The sequence below is a fragment of the Halobacillus sp. H74 genome (assembly GCF_052246715.1).
Taxonomy (GTDB): Bacteria; Bacillota; Bacilli; order Bacillales; family Halobacillaceae; genus Halobacillus; species Halobacillus litoralis_A.
The window spans coordinates 1-23,004 of the sequence record NZ_JBQQCI010000002.1 but is presented as its reverse complement, the minus strand read 5'-3'; the positions used below and the strand labels follow the sequence as shown (position 1 = coordinate 23,004).

22 protein-coding genes are annotated in these 23,004 nt (G+C 44.5%); 2 read left to right on the top strand and 20 right to left on the bottom strand.

Annotated features, from left to right (window positions below):
* Nucleotide 1 precedes the first annotated feature (1 nt).
* The 16 genes from ACTWPX_RS03325 to ACTWPX_RS03250 all read right to left on the bottom strand — a co-directional run bounded on the left by ACTWPX_RS03325 (nt 2) and on the right by ACTWPX_RS03250 (nt 18,348).
* On the bottom strand, nt 2-706 hold the full coding sequence (locus ACTWPX_RS03325; protein ID WP_443118510.1) for a DUF881 domain-containing protein: 705 nt from the start codon (nt 704-706) through the stop codon (nt 2-4).
* 5 nt (nt 707-711) lie between these two features.
* Nucleotides 712-1,413, bottom strand: coding sequence for a DUF881 domain-containing protein (locus ACTWPX_RS03320; RefSeq protein WP_443118509.1), 702 nt, complete (start codon nt 1,411-1,413; stop codon nt 712-714).
* Nucleotides 1,397-2,194, bottom strand: coding sequence for a cell division protein FtsQ/DivIB (locus tag ACTWPX_RS03315; protein ID WP_443118508.1), 798 nt, complete (start codon nt 2,192-2,194; stop codon nt 1,397-1,399). Before ACTWPX_RS03315 ends, ACTWPX_RS03320 begins: the two co-directional genes overlap by 17 nt.
* Before the next feature lie 368 nt (nt 2,195-2,562).
* Nucleotides 2,563-3,660 (bottom strand): stage V sporulation protein E, encoded by a 1,098-nt coding sequence (gene spoVE / locus ACTWPX_RS03310; protein WP_443118507.1) that lies wholly within the window; start codon nt 3,658-3,660, stop codon nt 2,563-2,565.
* A 62-nt stretch (nt 3,661-3,722) separates the two neighbouring features.
* Nucleotides 3,723-5,069, bottom strand: coding sequence for a UDP-N-acetylmuramoyl-L-alanine--D-glutamate ligase (murD, locus tag ACTWPX_RS03305; RefSeq protein WP_443118506.1), 1,347 nt, complete (start codon nt 5,067-5,069; stop codon nt 3,723-3,725).
* Entirely contained in the window at nt 5,066-6,052 is a 987-nt protein-coding gene (gene mraY / locus ACTWPX_RS03300; protein WP_128522859.1) for a phospho-N-acetylmuramoyl-pentapeptide-transferase, read from the bottom strand. The genes murD and mraY overlap by 4 nt, the downstream gene beginning before the upstream one ends.
* Before the next feature lie 42 nt (nt 6,053-6,094).
* Nucleotides 6,095-7,453, bottom strand: coding sequence for a UDP-N-acetylmuramoyl-tripeptide--D-alanyl-D-alanine ligase (locus tag ACTWPX_RS03295; RefSeq protein WP_443118505.1), 1,359 nt, complete (start codon nt 7,451-7,453; stop codon nt 6,095-6,097).
* Nucleotides 7,450-8,925 (bottom strand): UDP-N-acetylmuramoyl-L-alanyl-D-glutamate--2,6-diaminopimelate ligase, encoded by a 1,476-nt coding sequence (locus ACTWPX_RS03290; protein WP_443118504.1) that lies wholly within the window; start codon nt 8,923-8,925, stop codon nt 7,450-7,452. The genes ACTWPX_RS03295 and ACTWPX_RS03290 overlap by 4 nt, the downstream gene beginning before the upstream one ends.
* Nucleotides 8,926-8,973: 48 nt before the next feature.
* A complete protein-coding gene (locus tag ACTWPX_RS03285; RefSeq protein WP_443118503.1) occupies nt 8,974-10,896 on the bottom strand; it encodes a stage V sporulation protein D in 1,923 nt (640 codons plus the stop codon).
* 87 nt (nt 10,897-10,983) lie between these two features.
* On the bottom strand, nt 10,984-13,128 hold the full coding sequence (locus ACTWPX_RS03280) for a penicillin-binding protein (RefSeq protein ID WP_443118502.1): 2,145 nt from the start codon (nt 13,126-13,128) through the stop codon (nt 10,984-10,986).
* Nucleotides 13,129-13,144: 16 nt separating this feature from the next.
* Nucleotides 13,145-13,516, bottom strand: a complete 372-nt coding sequence (gene ftsL, locus ACTWPX_RS03275; protein ID WP_128522864.1) for a cell division protein FtsL — start codon at nt 13,514-13,516, stop codon at nt 13,145-13,147.
* Complete coding sequence (rsmH, locus tag ACTWPX_RS03270; protein WP_443118501.1) at nt 13,513-14,493, bottom strand: 16S rRNA (cytosine(1402)-N(4))-methyltransferase RsmH; 981 nt, start codon at nt 14,491-14,493, stop codon at nt 13,513-13,515. The genes ftsL and rsmH overlap by 4 nt, the downstream gene beginning before the upstream one ends.
* Before the next feature lie 21 nt (nt 14,494-14,514).
* Nucleotides 14,515-14,946 (bottom strand): division/cell wall cluster transcriptional repressor MraZ, encoded by a 432-nt coding sequence (gene mraZ / locus ACTWPX_RS03265; RefSeq protein WP_128522866.1) that lies wholly within the window; start codon nt 14,944-14,946, stop codon nt 14,515-14,517.
* Nucleotides 14,947-15,107: 161 nt separating this feature from the next.
* Nucleotides 15,108-16,733 (bottom strand): bacillithiol biosynthesis cysteine-adding enzyme BshC, encoded by a 1,626-nt coding sequence (gene bshC, locus ACTWPX_RS03260; RefSeq protein WP_443118500.1) that lies wholly within the window; start codon nt 16,731-16,733, stop codon nt 15,108-15,110.
* 354 nt (nt 16,734-17,087) lie between these two features.
* The gene (locus ACTWPX_RS03255; RefSeq protein WP_128522868.1) at nt 17,088-17,471 is read right to left on the bottom strand and encodes a DUF3397 domain-containing protein; all 384 of its coding nucleotides are present in this window, start codon (nt 17,469-17,471) and stop codon (nt 17,088-17,090) included.
* On the bottom strand, nt 17,464-18,348 hold the full coding sequence (locus tag ACTWPX_RS03250; protein ID WP_443118499.1) for a ketopantoate reductase family protein: 885 nt from the start codon (nt 18,346-18,348) through the stop codon (nt 17,464-17,466). Before ACTWPX_RS03250 ends, ACTWPX_RS03255 begins: the two co-directional genes overlap by 8 nt.
* A gap of 159 nt (nt 18,349-18,507) precedes the next feature.
* Between ACTWPX_RS03250 and ACTWPX_RS03245 the strand changes: the two genes are divergently transcribed.
* On the top strand, nt 18,508-18,993 hold the full coding sequence (locus tag ACTWPX_RS03245; RefSeq protein WP_128522870.1) for an N-acetyltransferase: 486 nt from the start codon (nt 18,508-18,510) through the stop codon (nt 18,991-18,993).
* Nucleotides 18,994-19,112: 119 nt separating this feature from the next.
* Here the strand turns inward: ACTWPX_RS03245 and ACTWPX_RS03240 are convergent, their stop codons facing one another.
* The 4 genes from ACTWPX_RS03240 to ACTWPX_RS03225 form a co-directional block, all read right to left on the bottom strand.
* Nucleotides 19,113-19,595, bottom strand: coding sequence for an RsfA family transcriptional regulator (locus tag ACTWPX_RS03240; protein WP_128522871.1), 483 nt, complete (start codon nt 19,593-19,595; stop codon nt 19,113-19,115).
* A gap of 61 nt (nt 19,596-19,656) precedes the next feature.
* A complete protein-coding gene (locus ACTWPX_RS03235) occupies nt 19,657-20,424 on the bottom strand; it encodes an enoyl-CoA hydratase/isomerase family protein (protein WP_443118498.1) in 768 nt (255 codons plus the stop codon).
* Between the two features lie 268 nt (nt 20,425-20,692).
* Nucleotides 20,693-20,866: a 50S ribosomal protein L32 gene (rpmF, locus tag ACTWPX_RS03230; RefSeq protein ID WP_128522873.1), complete on the bottom strand. Its 174-nt coding sequence runs from the start codon at nt 20,864-20,866 to the stop codon at nt 20,693-20,695.
* A 48-nt stretch (nt 20,867-20,914) separates the two neighbouring features.
* Nucleotides 20,915-21,436 carry a YceD family protein gene (locus tag ACTWPX_RS03225; protein WP_128522874.1) on the bottom strand — a complete coding sequence of 174 codons (522 nt, stop codon included), beginning with the start codon at nt 21,434-21,436 and terminating at the stop codon, nt 20,915-20,917.
* Between the two features lie 204 nt (nt 21,437-21,640).
* On the opposite strand from ACTWPX_RS03225, the gene ACTWPX_RS03220 reads away from it, so the two are divergent.
* On the top strand, nt 21,641-22,852 hold the full coding sequence (locus ACTWPX_RS03220) for a nucleotidyltransferase (protein WP_443118497.1): 1,212 nt from the start codon (nt 21,641-21,643) through the stop codon (nt 22,850-22,852).
* The last annotated feature ends 152 nt before the right edge of the window (nt 22,853-23,004 follow it).

The following is a 23,004-nucleotide window of genomic DNA, read 5'->3' as shown; positions in this document are numbered from 1 at the left end:
ATTAACCACCAGCTTCTTCTAATATTTCTAAATGGAGCGGTGCATCGTATTGTGGTAAAGTCACCTGCTCCTTCAGCTCAAATCGTATTTCCATGTTGTCCATATTGAAAATGTCCTGAGTGGGACTACCATTCATATAATCTCTTAACTTTTGAGGGTCTTCTGCAAGTACCTTCATGGTGACAGGCAGTGAACCGACAGGTCTGTTATTGACATATGTCGCACCATTCACATCCCTGATCGGTGAAATGTTTGTAATACGCTCATTCCCTATACTGACATCTGTAGCTCCATAAGTGTTGAGCTCATTCAACAAACGAGTCAGTAGGTGCTGGGAAAGTAAGGGGTAGGTTTGTTCCGTCAAGCTTTCTTCGAAGATAGGAGCAATTGTGATCACTACCCCCTCCCCTTCCTTCTTCACCAGGCCGATTCTCTTTTCCAAAGATGCTATCGATTCTTTCAAAGTCCCCATCTGTTCTTCAGAGGATTGTTCCTCATAATCTTCTATAGTCTGATCGGCGTCTGATATTTTTTCAAGAAGATCCTGTTGGGCATCTTGCTGACGTTTAAGCTCTTCACGGACTTCCCATTTATCTCTCGTATCCCGTATATCAGCTTCATGCGATGTAGTTTGGAATTGAACTGCCACCATGAAGCCGAAAAAAAGACAGACGAAAGAAACCAGCCACTTTGTTCTTCTTGGCATGTTGTTCACCCTTCAGTCGACAGCCTTGCATCCATTTCGATGCGTTGCTCTTCTGTAATCTCGACTTCTACATTTTCATTGCCGAGTTGATCCAGTACACCTCTTGTCAATTTCAAACTGGAGGAAAGGACATCTGAATCACCGATAGCGGAAATCACAAAAGGAGCAGGATGCTGAACACCGTCCACAGTAATGACAGGACCGGTACATGCAATATAGCTATCTTTCATATACCGCTGACCATTTATAGCAACCGCTTTTGCTCCTGCGCTCAGGAGTTCATTAAGAACTTTGTGGATATGACTTTCGTGAACGATGTATTGATTGGCCTGATCCTCTTCAGGGATATACGCCGCATCGCTAAGGGTCACTTGTACTCCCTCTCCCTGGATAGGAATTTCGCCTGCGAGCATCTGCAGTTTCTTCTTTCGTTCAACAAAATCTACGACCACCTGTTCACGGTCGGCCCATTCATTTTCATACCCTTGAATTTCTTCACGTTTGCTCTTCAGTTCATCACGGAGTTGCTTGTTCCTTTCCTCCATATCCAGCAGCTGTTGTTGGTAGAAATATTCTTTTTCCCATTGGGAATCGTTCAGCTGCACCATTTCAGGCTCACTTTTCGTCTGTTGATAGCTGAAACTGATGAGAAACCCCGATACGAGCAAAACCAACGACAGGATGACAGATCTACCCTTCGGCTTCATCTGTACTCTCCTCTTCCTCTGCCGCGTTACTTTCTTCGGTTGGGAATTCCTCAAAATAGGCGCCTACATCAATGTGTATGACCCCTTCAGCCCCTTCGTCCAATTGAGAAACGATCGAAGGATAGGATGGCATTTTTGTTGAAAAGCTCCGGATTGATGCTTCGACCTGAAATCCATCATTCATATAAAGCATGATTTGATAAGGGTTTCCCTCTTTCGGATCCCAATGAATTTCAGAGATCAAATGGGAAACACTTGCCGGAAGATCCTTCAGTTCTTTGGACATTTCTTTCAAATATGTTTCTTTGTTAAAGCCGACAAGGATGGGAGCATCCCCGCCCTGGACTGATGTCGCATCATCCAGCTTGGAACCGTCTTCCAGAATGGCATAGAACCCACCATCCTGTTGCACATAGCCGATTCGTTCAGCCTCTTCCACCTCTATTTTCACTGTGTTCGGAAATGACCTATCCACGGAAACAAAAGTGATTTCTTTGTGTGATTCAATTTGATCCTTCAGTTCTTCTTCATCAACTTTCCAATAATTCGTATCTGTCGTAATTCCAGCAAGCTCAATAATTTCTTCTTCAGAGACGTGATATTGGCCTTCTACGCTGATATTTCGAACATTACTAAGTGGCGACTGGAGATAAACCACTGTCGCAATCAGTATAAATAGAATAGTCAAATACAAGATCAACCGACGATTCGCCTTTTTGCGCCTCGTCTGCTTCAGTTTCGGTATGCGATCTTCTATGGAAACCACTTTTCTCTCTTCCATAACGGGCATTTCTCCTTATTTCCAGACACCCTTCCGATGCGTTTCTACAGCTGTTTGAAAGAATGATGTTCCTTGAAAAGATGTCGAGATTCGACTCTACATCTAGATGTACCCATTATATCACAAAAACAGACTCGCAGATTGAGAGAGTTTTACTAGTTTCCCTTCAAATTTTATACATAAAAAAGCTTATTTCGAGGGGAGGTACAAGGTTTCGCTAAATTCATGTACCCAATATAACCAGTGTTCAAACAACTATAAAATTGATGACGAACATTCCCAGGTGGAATAATGATAATAAAACTCTACCCACATAGTGTAATCTTAATTCCCTGACACAAAAAAGGCGTCGCCAACGGCAACGCCTTTCATCGATTGGAAAACCTGCTGACACTTAATAAAAGCCCAAGTGATCCGAGGGTCAAAGTAAGTGAGGAGCCTCCATAGCTGACCAGAGGTAAAGTGATTCCTGTGACTGGAATCAGCCCTGTAACCACACTTACATTGATCATGACCTGGATGGAAATCATACCGACGATCCCAAGTGCAAGAAGAGATCCGAACAGGTCGGGGGCCAACAAACTTGTCCTGATCCCCCTCCACAACAAAATGAAAAATAGACTCAAAACCAAAAACCCACCTAAAAATCCGAGTTCTTCAGCAAGGACAGCAAATATGAAGTCTGTTTGGGGTTCGGGTAAGTAAAAGAATTTCTGCATGCTGTTGCCAAGTCCTAATCCAAGCAAACCGCCCGGCCCGATCGCATACAGGGATTGTATGATCTGGAAGCCCGCCCCCAAAGGGTCTTCCCACGGATGTAAGAAGGCTGTAATTCTTTTTATCCGGTACGGTGCAGACGCAATCAATCCGATCATTCCTGCCATACCCGCTGCTGCAATCCACATGAAGTGGCTGATCCGTGCCCCTGCTGTGAACATCATGACAAGGCATGTCCCGACCATAACCACACCGGTTCCTAAATCTGGCTGCAGCATGATTAGGGCGAATGGGATGAGGATGAGAGCTAGTCCAGGTAAAAAACCTTCTTGAAAAGAATTCATTTTCTTTTGGCGGTCCGATAAGAAACGAGCCAGAAAGAGAATCAACCCTAATTTCATAAACTCAGAAGGCTGGATACTGAACATGCCTACACCGATCCAACTCCTAGCCCCGCCTCTCACCATTCCTACCCCGGGGATCAGTACAGCCAAAAGGCACACCAGGCAGATGATCATAATGAGTTTCGAGTGCCGGTGCCACACATAATAAGGAATTCGGGATAAGACTACCATGGCGATCAATCCAGCCGTAGCAAAAAGAATCTGCCTTTTAGCATAAAACCATGGATCATCGAATTTGTACTCAGACCAAATACTTGAAGAGCTGTACACCATCACGATCCCGATCACAAGAATTCCGATAATCGCAATGACCAACCATAAATCCGGCTTTTTCTGTTCTTCCATAAAAAAAGCCCCACCTCCCATCTATAATGGAAAACAGGGCTTAAGCTTGTCACATAAAGCCCTTACTTCAGCTTATGCACAGCTTCTATAAACATGTCGCCTCTTTCTTCAAACGTACGGTATTGATCCCAGCTTGCACATGCGGGTGAAAGCAGGATCACATCCTCTTCTTCCGAAAATTGATAGGCTTGATCGACAGCTTCCTTCATGGTATCCACTTTAACGGTTTTTTCGATTCCCGCTTTACCAGCCGTTTCCAGCATTCGGTCAGCCGTTTCACCGAAAACGACCATCGCTTTAACTGCTTTCAAATACGGTACAAGCGTCTCGAAGCTTGTGCCCCTGTCCAACCCTCCAGCTAAAAGGATGACGGGCTGTCGGAAGGACTTTAAGGCATAGGAAGTGGCAAGTATGTTCGTTGCTTTGGAATCGTTGTAAAAGAGCCGCCCATTTTTCTCCGTCACAAACTGCAAGCGATGGGGCACCCCTGTAAAAGTTTTCAGAACATGCTCGATCGACTCGTTACGAATCCCGTTCACTTTCACTGCTGCTACGGCTGCAAGAATGTTTTGCAGATTTTGCTCACCAACGAGCACGACCTCATCCTTATTCATGATGGGCTCTTCTTTAAAGTAAATCATTTCATCATCTGCCCAGGCACCTTGACCTCTTTCTTTAATACTGAAAGGCACAAGTTGTGCTTTGACCTCTGGTAAAAACGACTTGATTTTTTCATCATCTGCATTATATACAAGCGTATCTTCCGGTGTCTGGTTTTCTGTAATCTTCGCTTTGGCACGATGATAATTTTCAAGTGTATGGTGATAATCCAAGTGGGCTTCATATAGATTCAGCCAAACAGAAATACTTGGCCGGAACTTCTCTGTCCCTAATAATTGAAAAGAAGACAGCTCTGTAACCATTGTTTCGTCAGCCGTGGTCGAGCGGGCAACTTCACAGGAAACATGGCCGATATTTCCCGCGACAGCCACCGGTTGCTGATCTGCTTTAATCATTTCATGAATCAATGTCGTTGTGGTTGTTTTACCGTTGGATCCAGTGACAGCTATGAGCTTTCCTTCATGTAGAAAGCCGGCCAGTTCAATCTCGGTGACTGTTGGTATTTGCCTTGTCACCGCTTCTTCAATGATCGGGTTTTCATAAGGAATGCCAGGGTTTTTCACTACATACTCGATATCATCAAGGACGGAAAGCGGATGTCCTCCAGTGACAATGTCCGCTCCCTGATCGATCAATTGACGGACTGCCGGCTGGTCAAGGTCTGCCTTCAAATCATTGATCCTCACTTTTACCCCGCTGTCCAATAAAAGCTGCGCTGCGGCCGTACCGCTTTTTGCAAGCCCTAATACAAGCACATGAGCATATGGAAAGTTTTTCAATGTTTTCATCCGAACATCACCTCAATATAAATCCCTAGCACCGCAAAAATCAGTCCTACACTCCAGAACGTCGTAACAACACGCCATTCAGACCAACCTTTGAGCTCATAATGGTGGTGAAGCGGACTCATCTTAAACACCCGTTTCCCTGTCGTTTTAAAAGATATGACTTGTATGATGACAGAAAGCGTTTCTAATACAAATACTCCGCCTATAATGACAAGAATCAATTCCATCTTCGTTAAAATCGCTATGATGGCTATTGCGCCGCCTAAGGCAAGGGAACCGGTGTCCCCCATGAAAACTTTAGCCGGGTGAGCGTTGAAAACGAGAAAACCAAGTAATGCGCCAACAATCGCTAAGGAAAAGATCGTGACTTCAACATTCATTTGCCCTGTCCAGGCAAGGATTCCGAAAGCACCGAAAGCGATAGCCGCCGTACCTGCCAGCAGACCATCAAGCCCATCCGTAAGGTTCACAGCATTGGATGCTCCCACAAGCATGAACAAAATGAGTAATGCATACCCCCACCCAAGCTCAAGATCGAAAGAGGTCCCCGGGATACTGATATATGTCGGAAAATCAGTTTGCCTTAGAATGAAATAAACGACAAGAGCTATGACGATTTGACCGAGCATCTTCTGTTTGGAAGTCAAGCCAAGATTCCTCTTCAGGGCCACTTTAATATAGTCATCCAAAAATCCAAGCAGTCCATAACCGAATAACACAAATAAAACAAGGAACAATTGGATGCTCCCTGTGTCAGGATTGAACAAATAAGAAGCGATGAGTGTCGTGGCGAGCACCGATATGATGATCATCACGCCCCCCATCGTAGGTGTTCCTGACTTCTTCTGATGAGACTCCGGCCCATCTTCCCTGATGCTTTGACCGAATTTCAATCGTCTTAAAAAAGGGATGATCATCGGCGATATCACGACGGTGAGAGCGAATGAAATAGCCATAGTGATTAGTAGTATGTATTCGTTCATTTATCTTTCTCCTCCTTATGCTTCATCATCATCGCCTATCGATCAATCCACAAGACCTGTAAGCAGCTCTTCCAATTTCATTCCTCGTGATGCTTTGATGAGTACGACAGTGTCCGCCGTTAACAAAGAACGGACATGATGACTTAGAGCTTGTTTATCGTTGTAATGGTGTGTTTCAATTTCAGCATGATGGTCCCTGACAGCTTTTGATATTTCCTCAGAATGATCTCCGATTGTGAAAACTGTGTGGATGTTTTCATCTATAGCCGCGGCGACACTCGCATGAAGAACCCTTGAATGCTCTCCCAATTCAAACATATCACCTAATACTAACACTTTTTTACTTTTAGATGTCAAATCACGAATAACTTCGATAATCGCTTTCATGGAGGTCGGTGACGCATTGTATGCATCATTGATAATCAATGACCCCTTATGACCTTCATGTTTCTCGAAACGCATAGCTGACATTTGAAGCTGTTGGAAACCTTCCTGAATTTCCGCTGGTGTCAACTCGAGACGTTCCGCTAAAGCAATCACAAAAGAAGCGTTTTTCACATTATGTTTTCCTGCCAATGGAAGTTGATAATGATGTTGCCCGATTGTGAATTTGCTCATATCATCGGTCATCTCTTCTATGACAGCCACATAATCCGCTTGTTCTTTAAAACCGCAGGAAATGGTCTGTTTCTCTTGGTTCTTCAATTCCAGTAAAGGTTCATCGCCATCAATGATCAAAAGACCACTCTCAGATAACCCTTCCGTTATTTCTAATTTCGCCTGCGCGATCGCCTCCCTTGACCCGAGGTTTTCAATATGGGATTCTCCGATATTTGTAATGATTGCATGATGGGGATGAGCGATTTTCGATAACACCGCGATTTCACCTGCACGGTCCATCCCCATTTCCAGCACAACAGCCTCTGTCTCTTTCTCCATAGACAAGACCGTCAGGGGAAGTCCGATATGGTTATTGAAATTGCCTGCTGTTTTATGCGTGATAAAGCGGGTCGCCAATACGGAAGCGACCATATCTTTTGTCGTCGTTTTCCCGTTTGAACCGGTCACCCCGATGACGATGGGCTCAACTTCTTCTAAATAATAGGAAGCCAAATCCTGCAATGCCTTCGTCGTATCCTCTACGAAAAAGACCGGAAAATCCGTCGGCACTAGCTTGGGGAGCGGTCGGTCATTCTGCCAAAGTGCAGCGACAGCGCCTTGTTTAATCGCTTCACCAATAAACTCATGGGCATCGAAATTCTCACCGACGATCGGCACGAACAAACTTTGCTTTGCCGTTTTTCTAGTGTCTGTCATTACCCCATCTATGGTGATCTGATCCGTAGCGGCTCCTTTATATTGCGAAAACAATCGAGTCAATTCTTTTACTTCTAAAATCATGATGGACGCTCCTTCATATCCCTTAATATCTCTCTTGCAATTTCACAGTCATCGAAGTGATGACGAATGCCTTTGATTTCCTGATACGTTTCATGGCCCTTGCCTGCGATCAGTACTACGTCGCCTTTTTTTGCTGCTTTGAGCGCTTTTTGAATCGCTTCTTTCCGGTCTTCGATGATGTCATGATTTCCTTTGAGATGGTTCGTCATGTCTCTGAAAATCTGTTTAGGATCTTCAGAGCGCGGGTTATCATTGGTGAAAATGACAGAATCGGCGAATTCCATACTCACTTCTGCCATCAGTGGACGCTTACTCCGATCCCGATCCCCCCCACAGCCGATGACTATGATGATGGAACCGTGACAAATTTCCTTGATCGTCTTCAAAACATTCTCTAAAGAATCAGGCGTATGGGCGTAGTCGATGACCACTCCGAAATCCTGTCCTTCTCTTACCGGCTCGAACCGGCCCCGGACGCCTTTCGTCTGCATGAAGGCCTGTTGAATGGCGGGTAATGAGACATCAGATAAGAGGGCAGCCCCGGCAGCAGCTAACATGTTATAGATACTGAACATCCCCATCAAGGGACTATCAATAAATATAGAGCCGATCGGAGTGAGCATTGTAAATGTGGTACCCGTTTCGGTCAACGAATAATCCTCCGCCATTACATCTGCTTCCTCATGGATCCCATAGGTGAGGAGCCCCTGAGAAGTCGAGCGGATAAAGCGATGAGCAGAGGGGGAGTCTTTATTTATGACTGCAAATTTCTCACGTTCTTTATTATACCCATTTCCTAATTGGGCGAACAATAGGGACTTAGCACGAAGATAATCATCAAAATTTTCATGATAATCCAGGTGATCACGTGTGAGGTTAGTGAAGATAGCGATGTCGATATCACACCCATACACCCGCCCCTGGTCTAAAGCGTGCGAGGAGACCTCCATGATAGCCTGATCAACTCTTGCCTTTCGCATTTTATGGAAATAACGCTGCAGAGTCAAGGCATCTGGTGTGGTATTTTTGACTGGGAAGGTCTTTCCATCGATGTTCACCTGTATGGTACCGATGATTCCTGTCCGTTTTTTCTGAATACGGAATATTTCTTCCAGCAGATAGGTGATCGTCGTCTTCCCATTTGTCCCTGTTACACCGATGACGCGCAGATGCTCTGAAGGTGTTTCATAGAAAGCGGCAGCAATCATGGCAAGTGCACGAGATGTATCATTCACCAGGATCACAGGGACCGCCACATCGACCGGTTTTTCTGCCAATATGACAACAGCCCCTCTAATGACCGCATCCTCAGCATAGCGATGACCATCCACTTCTACCCCACGCATGCAAATGAAAACATCACCAGGCTCAGTGGTTCTTGAGTCCATGGAGATCCCGGTGACATTCAAATCAGAAATCGGTCGATTTTCTTTATAAAAAGGAATGAATCGCAACAGCTTCTTCATTTTCATATGCGTCACCCTTACCTACATGCAAGTTTTATTATATCAAAACTGGGCTTAATCCCCGAGATATACACGAATCGTCGATCCACTCGGAACTTTCACTCCTGCTTCAGGTGCCTGTGTAATTACTTTCGAACCACTGCCACTAGCTTCAACATTCAGGTTCATCAACATTTGACTTAAGTCTTTTTTCTCCATTCCTGTCACTTTCGGAACTTCGACTAACGGTTCATCAGGCCAAGCGTATTCTTTTTCCAAGCCATCTTCCCTAGGTTCAACACCCATCGCACGCAGGCTGTCCCCCATAATATTCCCAACAATCGGAGCCGCAACAACTCCACCGAATTGCACGGTGTTTTTCGGGTTGTCGATCGCAAGGTAAACGACTAGTTCAGGATCATCAGCAGGGGCAAATCCAATGAAAGACACGATATGATTATTTTCCATGTATCTACCGTCTGGTCCGACTTTTTGCGCTGTTCCTGTTTTACCACCAACACGATATCCTTCAACGTAGGCGCCCCGCCCTGTTCCTTTTGCGACAACACTTTCAAGAGCACGCCGGACTTCTGCAGACGTTTTCTCGGAAATGACCCGCTCTTTTAAGTTCGGTTCATTTTTTTCGAGCACATCGCCGCTGATCGGGTCAAGCCAGGCTTCCTGAATATAAGGCTCGTAATAGTATCCACCATTCACTGCAGCTGCAACAGCCATGACCTGTTGAATCGGAGTCACGGAAACCCCTTGACCGAACGCTGTGGTGGCCTGTTCGACAGGCCCGACATTTTCCGGTTTGAATAAGATCCCTTTTCCTTCACCTTCAAGGTCGATGCCTGTCTTTTCTCCGAAACCGAAGCGATCGATATACTCGAACAACTTCTCTTTTCCTAAACGTTGACCAAGCGTAACGAACCCAGGGTTACATGAATTTTGTACGACTTCTAAATACGTTTGATCGCCATGGCCGCCGCTTTTCCAGCAGTGCAATGTAGCGCCATCGACTTTGATTGCTCCGGAATCATGGAAATGTTCTTCATCAAGGTCTACGAGCTGCTCTTCCAAAGCTGCAGCCAGTGTGATGATTTTGAACGTCGACCCTGGTTCATACGTGCTCCAAACAGGTAGGTTACGGTTGTATACTTCTGGCTTCACTTCTTGATAGTTCGCCGGATTGAAGTTCGGCCTTGTCGCCATCCCGACCACTTTTCCTGTGTCAGGGTCGACTCCTAAAGCCACCGCCCCATCCGGATTGTATTTTGCTACGGCTATGTCCAGCTCACGCTCCATGATCGATTGGACTTTATAGTCGATGGTCAACTGCAGATCCTTACCATCGACAGGAGGCTTATATATGTCAGCCATGTCGGGCATTCGCTTCCCTTTGGCATCAGAGAAAAAAGAGAGCGCGCCCTTTTCTCCTTTCAACTCTTCATCATAATAAGCTTCCAAGCCTAATAAACCCTGATTATCAATCCCACTGAATCCAAGGACGTGGGAAAGAAATGAACCATGAGGATAGTACCTCTCTGAATCCTCTGCAATATAAACCCCTGGCATCTGCAGCGACTGGATCGCTTCCGCCTGCTGTTCACTGATTTTTCGGCCTTCAGGGTGAATCCTTTCAATCGAAGTCACCTTTGTCACATGAGTATAGGCCTTCTCAACGCTCATCTCTAGAATCTGAGCTAAGTTTTGGGCGGTCTTGTCCGGTTCTTTCACTTGCCTCGGGACCACCATCACCGTGGGTGCCGACTGGTTGCCGACTAACACTTCGCCATTTGCATCAAGGATCTCTCCACGCTCAGGTTCAAACGTGATGTCACGACTCCACGATTCCTCTGCCTTCGAAATCAAGAAATCACTAAGGAAAAACTGGACGTACCCGAGCCTGCCTGCAATAACACAAAAAATAACCATTCCAACAAGAAAAACAGTGACTAATCGTTTCTTTACGATCACTTGTGATACTCGTCTCATCTCGATAACTCCTTTTGCTAGTCGATAGAGTCAGCTTGTATCACTATATGCAATCTGGAAACGATTAGAACACTGCCTGGAATGGTGTCACTCTGACTGAGGCGGCGATAATTCTACCACTAAATATCCGTCTTCTTTTATTTTTGAGCCTGCGGGAATGCTTTGTTTCTGTACATACCCGTTGCCCATCGTTTCAATATTCAAGTTAAAGTGTTTAGCCAGCCGGTGCACATCCCTGACTGAGTAACCTGTCAGATCAGGCATTGTCGGTTGGTCGGTTACAAGGAGTATGCGCTGGTTTTCAACCACTTTGGTGCCAGGGGCGGGTAACACAGCACTCACTTCGTTCCCATCACCGATGACTTCCACATTCTCGAACGTCTCTTTCAGTTTCTTCTCTGCTTCCTTGGCGCTTTGATTGGTCACATCAGGAAGAGAAATAGGCGAGAAGGATTCATCCACTTCCTTGTCAGGTTGGATGTTCAAATAATGCAAACTGTTCTCCATAACGGTTCTGACAATATAAGAAACAGGCTCAGACCCGAGTTCCGTCGCTTCTAATTCAGGCTGCTGGACAGCGACATACATCAGGAGTTCCGGATCCTCTTTCGGAGCCATCCCCATAAATGAGAACACATAATTATCCCGGCCATTCAAATATTTACCATTTTTGCTGATCTGAGCTGTCCCGGTCTTGCCTGCCAATGAATAGTCATCCAATTTGAATGATTGACCTGTTCCATCTTCTGAAGTGACGACACTTCCTAATAAATCACGCATTTTTTCGGCAGTATCAGCTGAAATGGGCTCTCCGATCTTTTCCGGTTCGCTTTCCTTCAAGACTTTACCGGTGTCGCTTGAAGTGATTTTGGAAAGCATATAAGGCCGCATCATTTCACCATCATTGGCTATGGAGGTAGCTGCTGTCATCAACTGCATAGCTGTGAAAGTCGATCCCTGACCGAAGGAAGTCGTAATCTGTTCAATCGGCTTGTCAAAAACGAATTGTCCGATTTGTTCATTCGGTAAATCAATCCCTGTTTTCTGATCTAAATGAAAGTCAGTCAAATATTCGCGCAGCTTTGTTGGACCAAGTACTTCATAAGCGAGTTTAGAAGAAGCTACATTCGAAGACCGCCTGAAACCTTCATCAAAGGTAATCATGTCCCAACCCTTACCATTGTTATGGTCACCAATTGTCGGCGAGTTTTCCGTTACCTTGTAGGTGCCTGACTCATATAAGTCACTCCCGTTGTAAACCCCTTCTTCAATCGCACTTGCCCATGTGAACATCTTCATGGTTGAGCCCGGTTCAAAAGGATATGAAACGATGTCATTGTACCAGTTATCTACATTTCCGATATCATTCGGGTTATAACTCGGACGGTTACTCATGGCAAGAACTTCACCGGTCTCAGGATCCATCACAGCTGCCATGATCTTTTCAGGGTTATATTGCTTGTGGACCTGTGACATGGCATCTTCTAAAAATGTCTGGATTTTTTGATCGATGGTCAAGTAAACATCATCGCCATCATCTGGTTCTGTCATCACTTCATTGGGGTCTAACAGCTTTGTGCCATATTTATCGCGCTCATAGCTGATTTTCCCTTTTTCTTCTTTTAGATACTTCTCCATTTGCTTCTCTATTCCCGTCACGCCGGAAATGTTACCATCTGTCGTCCGTGCAAAACCTATGAGATGAGAAGCGAACAACCCGTTCGGATAGTATCTTTTCGATTCCTGCTTGAATTGGATTCCGTTTAGTTCCAAGTCTTTAATCTCTTCCATTTTCTCCTGGGAAATTTCCCGTCCATTTGGACCGAACTCGACCTGGAAGCGTTCATTTTCCTGCCCTTGTTCAATCCTACTCTCAATTTCATTCGCTTTCATATCTAAGAAAGGAGCCAATTTAGACGCTGTTTCATCTGGATCCGTCACATGCTTGGGCTCCTTCAGGTTCTCGGAATAGTTTGAATCCACAATGGCATACAGGCGGTACGTTGGACGATCATAGGCCAGGACCATGCCGTTCTTATCAAAAATCTTCCCTCGATTTGCATCGATTTCATAGGAGCTTGTCCGTATATCCTCCGCCCATTCTTGTAAATCGACACCTTCTATAGTCGCAGCCGTTTCAATATACAGAAAACGACCGCCGATGATGAGAAATATCACCGAAAAGATAAGAATCAGAAAGGCTGCACTACGGTGCGTGTTTCGTTTATTCATTTCGCATCACCAATTATTAGTCATTATTGATTGTGCCTGCTTGTTTCACTTGTGCATTTTGAATGTCCAGTCCGTTTTCTTTCGCAATACTCAAAATCCGGTCTGGATTGCTCAATTCTTTCACCTGATAAGCCAGGTTTTCATTTTGTGACTGCTGTTGTGAAATATCTTGTTCTAAACTGCGGATATCACGGTTAAGTGAATCTGTCGATGAAGAAAATTGCACGAAAAAAACGGAGGCTGCCAGAACACCGGCAGTTGTGATTGAATATAAGAACTTCTCGCCAGTACTGATCCATTTCTTTTTTTTATGTACCTTTACTTTCACCTGTTTCTGTTTGTCAGGCTGATGTAAAGGCTGTTGTTTTCTTATTTGCTCTGCGCTCATGTTTGCTTCCACCCTTCATTGAATTCGAATTCTTCATTCCAAGGCTTGACCTTCTCGATAATTCTTAATTTCGCTGAGCGTGAACGACGGTTTTCCTCAAGTTCTTCCTCTTCGGCCACAATAGGCTTTCGGCTTACCAGTCGAAATGGCGGCTGTTTGTCTTCTGGAATCATCGGTATGTTCTTCGGTAATGGAGGGTTCGAACTCCACTTCTTGAACGCTTGCTTACAAAGTCGGTCTTCTAGAGAATGGAAGGTGATGACTGCGATTCTCCCACCCACACCAACTACTTCAGCCGCTTGATGAAGACTATCCTGGAAGGCACCAAGCTCATCATTGACAGCAATACGTATCGCTTGAAAGATCCGTTTGGCCGGGTGGCCTCCCTTCCTTCTTGCTGGTGCCGGAATGCCATCCTTTATTAATTCCACCAGCTCCCCAGTCGTCTCGATCGTCTTCGTTTCCCGGGCGGCTTCAATTTTCCTCGCGATCTGTTTAGAAAACTTCTCTTCGCCATACTTGAAGAAGATTCGGACGAGGTCCTCATACGCCCACTCATTCACCACTTCTTTTGCACTCAGTTCTTCCGCCTGGTTCATACGCATATCCAAAGGAGCATCCTGATGATAGCTGAACCCGCGTTCTTCTACGTCTAACTGCGGACTTGAAACACCTAAGTCATAGATGATGCCATCCACTTCCGTAAACCCTAATTCCTCTAATTTCTCTTCCAACTGCCGGAAATTAGCGTGGACGAATGTGACACGGTCTCCATATTCTCGCAAACGCTCTTTTGCTGCTTGGAGAGCTGTTTCATCCTGATCAAATGATAGAAGGTGACCTTTGTCGGACAAATGAGAGGCAATCGCTTCTGAATGGCCTCCGCCACCTAACGTACAATCGACATAAATGCCATCCGGGTCTACATTCAAATGTTGTATGGTTTCACTTTTAAGTACACTATAATGTTCAAACATGATTTCACTCGTTTCTGATGGTCAGATATCAAAATCCAACATATTCTCTGCAATTTCTGAGAAGGACTCTTCCGATGCCTCGAAGTAACTTTCCCATTCATCATGACTCCAAAACTCAATCCGGTTCGATACGCCAATGACGACACATTCCTTATCTAATGAAGCATATTTTCGCAGTGGTGGTGGGATGTTGATTCTTCCTTGCTTGTCCACTTCACACTCTACTGCACCAGAAAAGAAAAAACGGGTGAAAGCACGGGCATCTTTCTTAGTAAGGGGGAGTTTCTTCAATTTCTCTTCAAGCAGTTTCCATTCGTCCATAGGATAAGCAAACAAGCATTGATCTAAACCTCGCGTCAGTACGAAGCTGTCCCCGAGGTCCGGTCGGAATTTCGATGGAACGATGATCCGGCCTTTCGTATCAATGTTGTGTTGAAATTCACCCATGAACATAGTGTTTCCCCACCTTCTGATTTCACCTTACCACATCGCCCCACTTTTCTCCACATACTTTTTATTCATTCTCCCTGCACAAAAAAAATCCTGCCCAAAAGGGCAAGATTTTCAAGGTTTTTCATGATTTTTTCAAGGTGGGGGGAGGTGGGGGGCTTCACCTACAAATATACGACATAATGGTCGTGTTCAAAGCTCAAATCGTGTCTGTTCATCTGTTGGAATAAGCCTTTTCCATATTGGTTGATCCATGGGACGATTCCCCACACCCGCTCTTGAAGTCCATTCAATGGATGGAGGGTCAATTCTATATCATCAAAAAGATCCATTTCGTATTGATGACGTTCTTCCAATGATTGGTTAAGACGTTTCTCCATAAAATCGATGTTTTCAAGCAAATATTGAAGGTTTTTATCTGCCAGTTGTTCAAGGTCTGCTCCGAAATCAGCGGATTTTTCTCTTATAGGGGCATGAACACGTTTGATTTCATGCTTCACCTGTCGACTGAGCTGCTCAATAGGCGGATAACTCATCGACGCCACCCACTTCAACTTCTGTTCTGCCACGCCATGACGAATGGCCTGATTTGCCTCGATCTGGAACTTTTCTAAACTCTGTTCCGTCTTTCTGTCCACCAAAGTGAAAGATATTCGTGGAAGAACAGGCGGCATACATAGGTCTGCCGCGTCAAACGCAGGCTTGAGCGCAGACCAATAATTGATTTCCCCCGGCCCTCCGATAAATGCAAGCACAGGGAAAAGCGCCTCCTGCATGAGCGGGCGTGTGACGACGTTGTTGCTCAATTGCTCTGGTGATTCCTCTGCCACCTGCAGCAATTCTTCCTTCGTGAAAGCCACTTCGTTATGTTTCCCGCGGAAATCCCCCTCCTCATCTCTCATAAGAAGAATGCGTTCAATACCACGGTGGTAAAACAGATGAGCATCTTCCATCTCGCTATCCAAAAGGGTTTCGTACCCTTGCTGTCTATTTTTCTGCAAGGCGGCATAAACCCCATGAGCCATTTTCTCATTTTGATTGATCATCGTTTTGAAATATGGGGATTCGATTGCTCTCACTGCCGGGTCATGAGCATCAATGATCACTAGACCTTCGTCTGGGAAAAGCGCATAAACGAGTTTTGCGAAAAAGTCGCTGTAGGTTTCTGATTGAGACAACACTCTTTGAAGCTCATGATAGAAATCCTGCGTGTATTCTGTTTCATTTACAGCCAGAAAAACATCTCTCAACCATTGAGGTGCTTTCTCCTGATCGATGGCAATGTCTGATACCGAAGCTTTCGTTTCCGGGACATGATCGATGGTCATCTTCTTCATCCGGCCTTCATTTTTCATCATCACATGGTTGATTTCATCAAAGTCATGATCTTCCCCCGCCAGCCAAAAAACTGGGATGACAGGTTTACCCAGAGCTTTCTCTTTTTGCTTTGCAAGCTGAAGGACAGATATGATTTTATGAACTGAATACAAGGGACCTGTCAGTAAACCTGCCTGCTGACCGGCGATCACCACAACACTGTCTTCATCTCTCAGCTTCCCGATATTCTCCAGTGATTGTTCCGGAGCTTGCCAGCGCATATTCATCTCGTGCAAAACGTCAGCCAGCCCCTCCCTTGGATACGTTTGATTCTTCAAGTGGGATAAGCGTTCTTCCCACGTCCCCGCTTCATATGGGGAGTATGCAAACCTATCAGAAACAGCTTGGTAATTATATTTATAATCGTAAAACATGGATTGCTTCGAAGTTAATTGAATCGGATCGATACGCATCTTTATACGGCTCCTTTATCGGCAAAAGTTACATCAGTACTATGTATCTTCTTGTATTGTACAAAAAAAGAACCAAGAGTTCACATTATCTGTTTGATAGTAAAAGGGAGCCCGCCCCGGTTTGGTCTGAGACGCTAATGCAATCCTGGAGGGAAATGAACATTCCGCCACCTCAACAGGAAGGGGAAACAGCCTGTAAGGAAGCAGTCTGAACTCCCGGGCGAATGCTTATCAGCAGAACCCGATAAAAGCAGAGAGAAGTTTTTTACAGTGCTTATTCGTGAACAAGGAAACATAATCTCCCCCCCTTCTATTTAGCTGCTATAAAACAGAGACACAAGAGACCATTCTTAATCAACTAAAGAAAAGCCTGTCAATCAACCCGAAAACAGACAGCCCCATATAAAAAAACATGAACAGAAGAAAACTGACTCGCCAGAAACCTTTGAAGGCTCTGATCAAGCGCACCTCTTCATTCAATTTATATTGCGCTACCAACGACAATCCTAGTAGTAACAACAAGAAAATGACGATTATTGGAAAGAAGCTGCGTTCAAACAGGACAATGAGGAGTACATGGGACGCCAAAATGAAGATCGGCGCGGTGAAATTTGCTGTCCGGTGAAGGGCTTTCAGTTTATGTCGACTCCATTTCCGAGCACAGAGGTAAAAGATGATCAGGAATGGAAGCGGGAGTGTCAAAATGATGGCAATACAAAAGGCGAATATATCACTCATAATTTCTCACCCCTTTCTCATGTTCGATGGCATGGATCGCGTGGACGATGAATTGATGATAAGGAAGCGGATCGGAACTACGTCGTAATACATATCCGTTGATTGCATCAATCTCGGTCAACCTGTTTTCTATTAGATCCTTCAGCATTGAAGATTGATTGAGAGCGGTCTTCTCTGCAATCTTCTTCACCCTTTCCCACTCCTCCGCAAATGAAAAGTCCAGTATGCCGCAAGCTTCACGGCAAAGTTCCCGTGCGATTGTCTGGAGATGGGGGTTAGTCACTATGCTGCCGTTCTTAAGCTGAAAAAGAGCTGTGACAGGATTGATTACTGTATTGACGACAAGTTTTGATGCAAGCATCTTTTCGTAGTCTTCCTGCAGGAAAATAGGGAAGTTTTCTTTATGTAGAACAGCGACCACTTTTGGAAGAGCGGTTTCCTCTTCGTCGGAAATACGGGCGATTTGCACATTTCCTTTGCCGGTATGAGAGACGCTATTGTGGCTTTGTTTCAATGCTCCATGTTCTACAACTCCTACCCAGCAGCTGTAAGGAGACCGTGATAGCATGTCCAGGTGGCCCATCCCATTTTGTAAAAACAGCAATGGTACGTTCCGCGGGAAACCCAAATTCATCACTTGCTCCAGCTGGTGCTGTTTCACGGTAATGATCCATAAATCAAATCCGGCCTTGACCTCTTCGGTGTAATGAGCTTCTACTCTCGTAGGGTTTTGGAGAGCATCACAGACAATACCATCCTTCTCAAGGCGATTTTTCTGCTGCTGATTTCGTACAAACATATGAACTTGGTGATCTTTACCTAAGTAGGCACCGGTCAATAAACCTACGGATCCCGCACCTATAATTCCTATTTTCATGCTATTCTCCCTCTTTCATACCAATCTAATTTCCTATTGTAGCAGATTCCGATTCTCTATTGCAGTCGATTCTTGTCCTTATCATAATTGTTCATTCCATTCTGAATATTTTTATATTATAATGAGGATAGATACAGATATTAGAAAGGGGATTCTGGGATGATGACGAAAACAAAAGTCCAGCCATTATTAGTTAATTATAAAACGCTCGAAGAGTTCAAGCGTTTCAAAGAATACGGGAACCAGGAACTTGCCATGCTCGAGGATTTGGAGAGTAATATAGTTGAAAACGATAGCGAGTCGCCATTTTACGGGGTATATTATGGAAGCGCTTTAGTTGCACGTATGAGCCTTTATCGCGTACGGGCGAAATATGACAACTATTTCGTTCCCCCACAGGACTATTTAGCCCTATGGAAACTCGAAGTACTTCCGGATTATCGCGGCCTCGGGTACGGGAAAGCTTTAGTGGAATTCGCAAAGAGCTTCGAATTGCCGATTAAGACGAACCCACGCATCAATTCTCACGATTTTTGGGAAAAGATGGGCTTCCAAAAAGCCACCTACGATGTGGAGCGTGATTTAGGGGAGAATCCATTGATTTGGATGCCGTCTGGCGTAGAAGAGAGAGATGTAAACGCATAGAAACATGAATGAGGCCACTACACAATGTTGTAGGGGCCTTTTTTTATAAAGATTTTATAATATTATGGAAGTGAATATTTGTTATTACTTGTGGCACATCTGTCTTGGTGGCAAAAATTCTAAACGCCACTTTCGCTTTTTCGCCGCTCCCTCACCCAATGTACGAGTTTATCCATTTCATTCCACGCCGTTTCCCACTGCTTTAACTCTTCTTTCAGTTTTTCATTCGCCTCATTCAGCTGCTTGAGTTTTGATTCCAAGTTTTCTTTGCCTTGCGCTTCAAACTGTTTGATTTTCATTTCTTTTAAAAATGAAATAGCAGCATCCAGGGACATAGGGGTATCATCAGAAGTCGGCGGGGGTGTATATAGGGTGCGTGTGGCTTTTCTGCTATTTTTCGCTTCTTGAATCTCTTTCTGATATTCTTTTCTCACTGTAGCATTCCACCTGAATCCACATGCAGCCGGAGTGCGTTGCAGCTTGTCAGCGACTTCCTGGAAGGCTTCCAGCTGCGTTTTTCCTTCTCTAATATATTTCAGTACCGTCTTAGCCAGTAAAACGTCCTCTTCTTCCTTCCAGGCATCCTGTCTTGGGGCATCCATAGCATCCCTCCTCTATCGTTTGCTTATAGTTATGCGGGAAGGATGATTGATAGAATCGTATTCATGATCTTTTTCTCATCTGAGCGAAGTTACGTACCGCCGTTTTGTGTTCTTCCGACTCCCAAAGCTGCGAGCATGCATAGACCTCCTGATCCATCCGTTCTGACAAACCCTCTGTATGTATATGTGTCAAGTATTGCTGCTTGAAGACTTCCATCTGCTTTAATGTCTTATTTAAAAAGGAGGAAAACAAGACTTTTTCAGCTTTTGAGTTGTCTGTAATCATCTTATGTAACCAACCGATTCGATAGACTTGCTCTGTTTGATACATTTCAGCATCCATTAACCAGTGTGCCGCAAGATCTGCTTTGATTCTTTGGTATAAAAGGGTGCCGCCACCCCAGCCCGGGGTTATCCCTAAATTGCCTTGAACAAATCCAAAAGAAGACGATTCCACGCCATACCTGAAATCACATGCCGTTGCAATTTCACACCCACCGCCGCGAGCCTGTCCATTCATCAGGGCGATTGTCGGTACAGGAAAAGTAGCCAACTCATATAAAGCCTGTTTCATCGGATGTAAGAGTTGATAGGCATCCTCGGCTGACATTTCGCCATGAAGCTCGTTTAAATCACCACCAGAACAAAAGGCACGCTCCCCCGCTCCTGTCACCACCAGGAACTTCACACCTCCATTTTGTTTCAAATCGACGATGGCCTGATAAAACTCTTGAGTCATCTGCTTTGTGATTGCATTCATTTTATGCGGTCGATTCAAAGTCAACACAACATATCCTTCTTGATTCTTTTCTACTAACACTTGCGACATTTTCATCCACCATCCTTTACTAATAATGTATCAAAAAATGACTCATTGTGCGTTCATCATTAAAAGTTCCTCACCTTCTTACAATAAAGAGATGAGAAACAGAATGACAGTGTAAAGTGCCGTTACGCCTGCGCTATTGTCTTGTATTTTGAATTCCCCTTAAAAGAAATCATAGGTATTTTGATGAGCAGCCCCCCTGAAAAGCATATACATACCTTCTTTGAGCAAAAAAAAGAGACTGACCGAAGTCAGACTCTCTTTTGAAGAACTAGTTGTTCACCACTTGTTTTCCGTTATATTGTCCACAAGATTTGCAAACATGGTGGGGTTTTGAGTACTCACCACAGTTATCGCATTTTACCATACCAGGGGCATGTAGTTTCTTGTGAGTACGACGTTGGTTTTTAACTTTTTTAGACGTTTTACGCTTAGGTACTGCCATGTTGTACACCTCCTTTAATTTACGATTCTGAGAACCATGAAGATTTTCTTAGTCGTTCTCTTCTTCATCTAATAATGATTGCAGTTTAGCCATTCGAGGATCCACTTTCTTTTCCTCAGGTTCCTCTGTAACCACCTGCCAGCCTTTCCCTTCATGGGGGGCTGCTTCATGAGCCTCATCATCTTCGGAAAATACGCGAGTCGGAATCTCCAACTGTACATTTTCCTTGATATAAGGCGTTAAGTCAAGCACTTCTCCATTTACGGAATGAACTTCAGAGTCATCTTCTTCTGTATGGTAAGGTGACAGATTGAATACCTCTAGAGCATCAATGTGAAATGGATAAGTCACATCGACTAACGTCCGGGCACAAGGCAACACCATTTCTCCATCAATCGAAAAAGTTACCGTTATATCATTTCCTCGTGTAATTGCTTGACCTTCGACATGAACAGGGGAAATCCTGCGAATGTCATTGTTCAATTGTTCTAATTCGCGAATATCTACATCTTCCTCAAATACGAACGGTTCCTCGCCCGTTTGTTTGAGCTTTTGTAGAGGAAATTTCATAGTTATCACCTCATGGCAACAAGAGTTATTGTAAAAGGATTCAGCTGATTTGTCAACATTTTTTCTTTACAGCTATCCTCTTTTTGATGCCGGATTTAATTAAAATAACACATTTCAGCTGGAAGAAGCGAATTTTTCCTTCTTCCATGATAAAATAAACCAAACACTTGTTCAATAGAAAAGAAACGACCTAGGAGGATTTCTATGAAATCATGCGGTGTGGTTGTCGAGTACAACCCCTTTCATAATGGACATCTTTATCATCTGGAAGAATCCAAAAAACATACAGAGGCCGACTGTATGATAGCCATCATGAGCGGAAATTTTCTGCAGCGGGGCGAACCTGCTATTATCGATAAGTGGCACAGGACGGAGGCAGCGCTGAAAGGTGGCGCAGATCTCGTTCTTGAACTCCCTTTTCTTTTTGCCGTCCAACATAGCGACTACTTCAGTCAAGGGGCAGTGGCTACTTTAGCGGCCATCGGTGTCGAGTCCCTTTGCTTCGGTAGTGAAAACGGCAAAATAGAGGCCTTTACGAAAGCGTACTCACATATGAAAAACAACAAAGAAGATTATGATCTCACCGTGAGAAAATACTTGAATGAAGGATACTCTTTTCCTGAAGCTTCACGCCTGGGCTACGAAGCAGTTGAATTCCCCACCAACACCATCGACTTATCACAGCCGAATAATATTCTTGGCTACAGCTATGTCAAACAAATCCTTACCCATGCACCTCAGATGGAACCTTTGACGATTCAAAGAAAAAATAACCATTATCACGAGGATACAATTTCAGGATCGATAGCCAGCGCCACAAGCATTCGTAAAGAATTATTGAAACAACGCACCCTGACCAACCAGGCGACTCAATCTATACCGAATGGTACTGCCGAACGACTGACCGCGTACAAAGAAAAAACGTCCAGATGGCACGACTGGGAAGCATATTTCGACCTTCTTCAGTACAAAATCTTGACCATGGACGAAAGTACGCTGCGGTGCTTCCATGGGGTTGATGAAGGATTAGAATACCGCATGAAACGCACAATGAAAGAATCGACTTCCTTCAACGGATTCATGAACGCGTTGAAAACTAAGCGTTATACATGGACAAGATTGCAACGTACTCTCGCCCATATCCTGGTCGGCACTGACAAAGAGGAAGTAAGACAAGGTCTGCGAGAAAATCCAGTACCCTATGCCCGGGTCCTCGGCATGACAGCCCGCGGGAAAGAATATTTACGCGCAGCAAAAAAACAAACAGATATCCCTTTGATCACCCAGCCCCAGCAGTTGGAGCATCCCGTGCTTGATTTAGAAGAACGGGCTTCTGCTGCCTACTACAGTGTTTTAAGCCCTGAATTACGGGTAGAACGGATGAAAAGGGAATACGGGGCTCCGGTCATCTTATAAGCTTTTTTTATGACTTTATAAAAGAAAACATACTAAGATTAGTGGGTAATGTCATCGACGGGTGACGTTACCCACTATTTCTTTTTTAAGATATAGTGAGAGGTGAAAGGAAGCCCGACCACAGCCTCAGGGATCGCGAATCCGTATAAAAA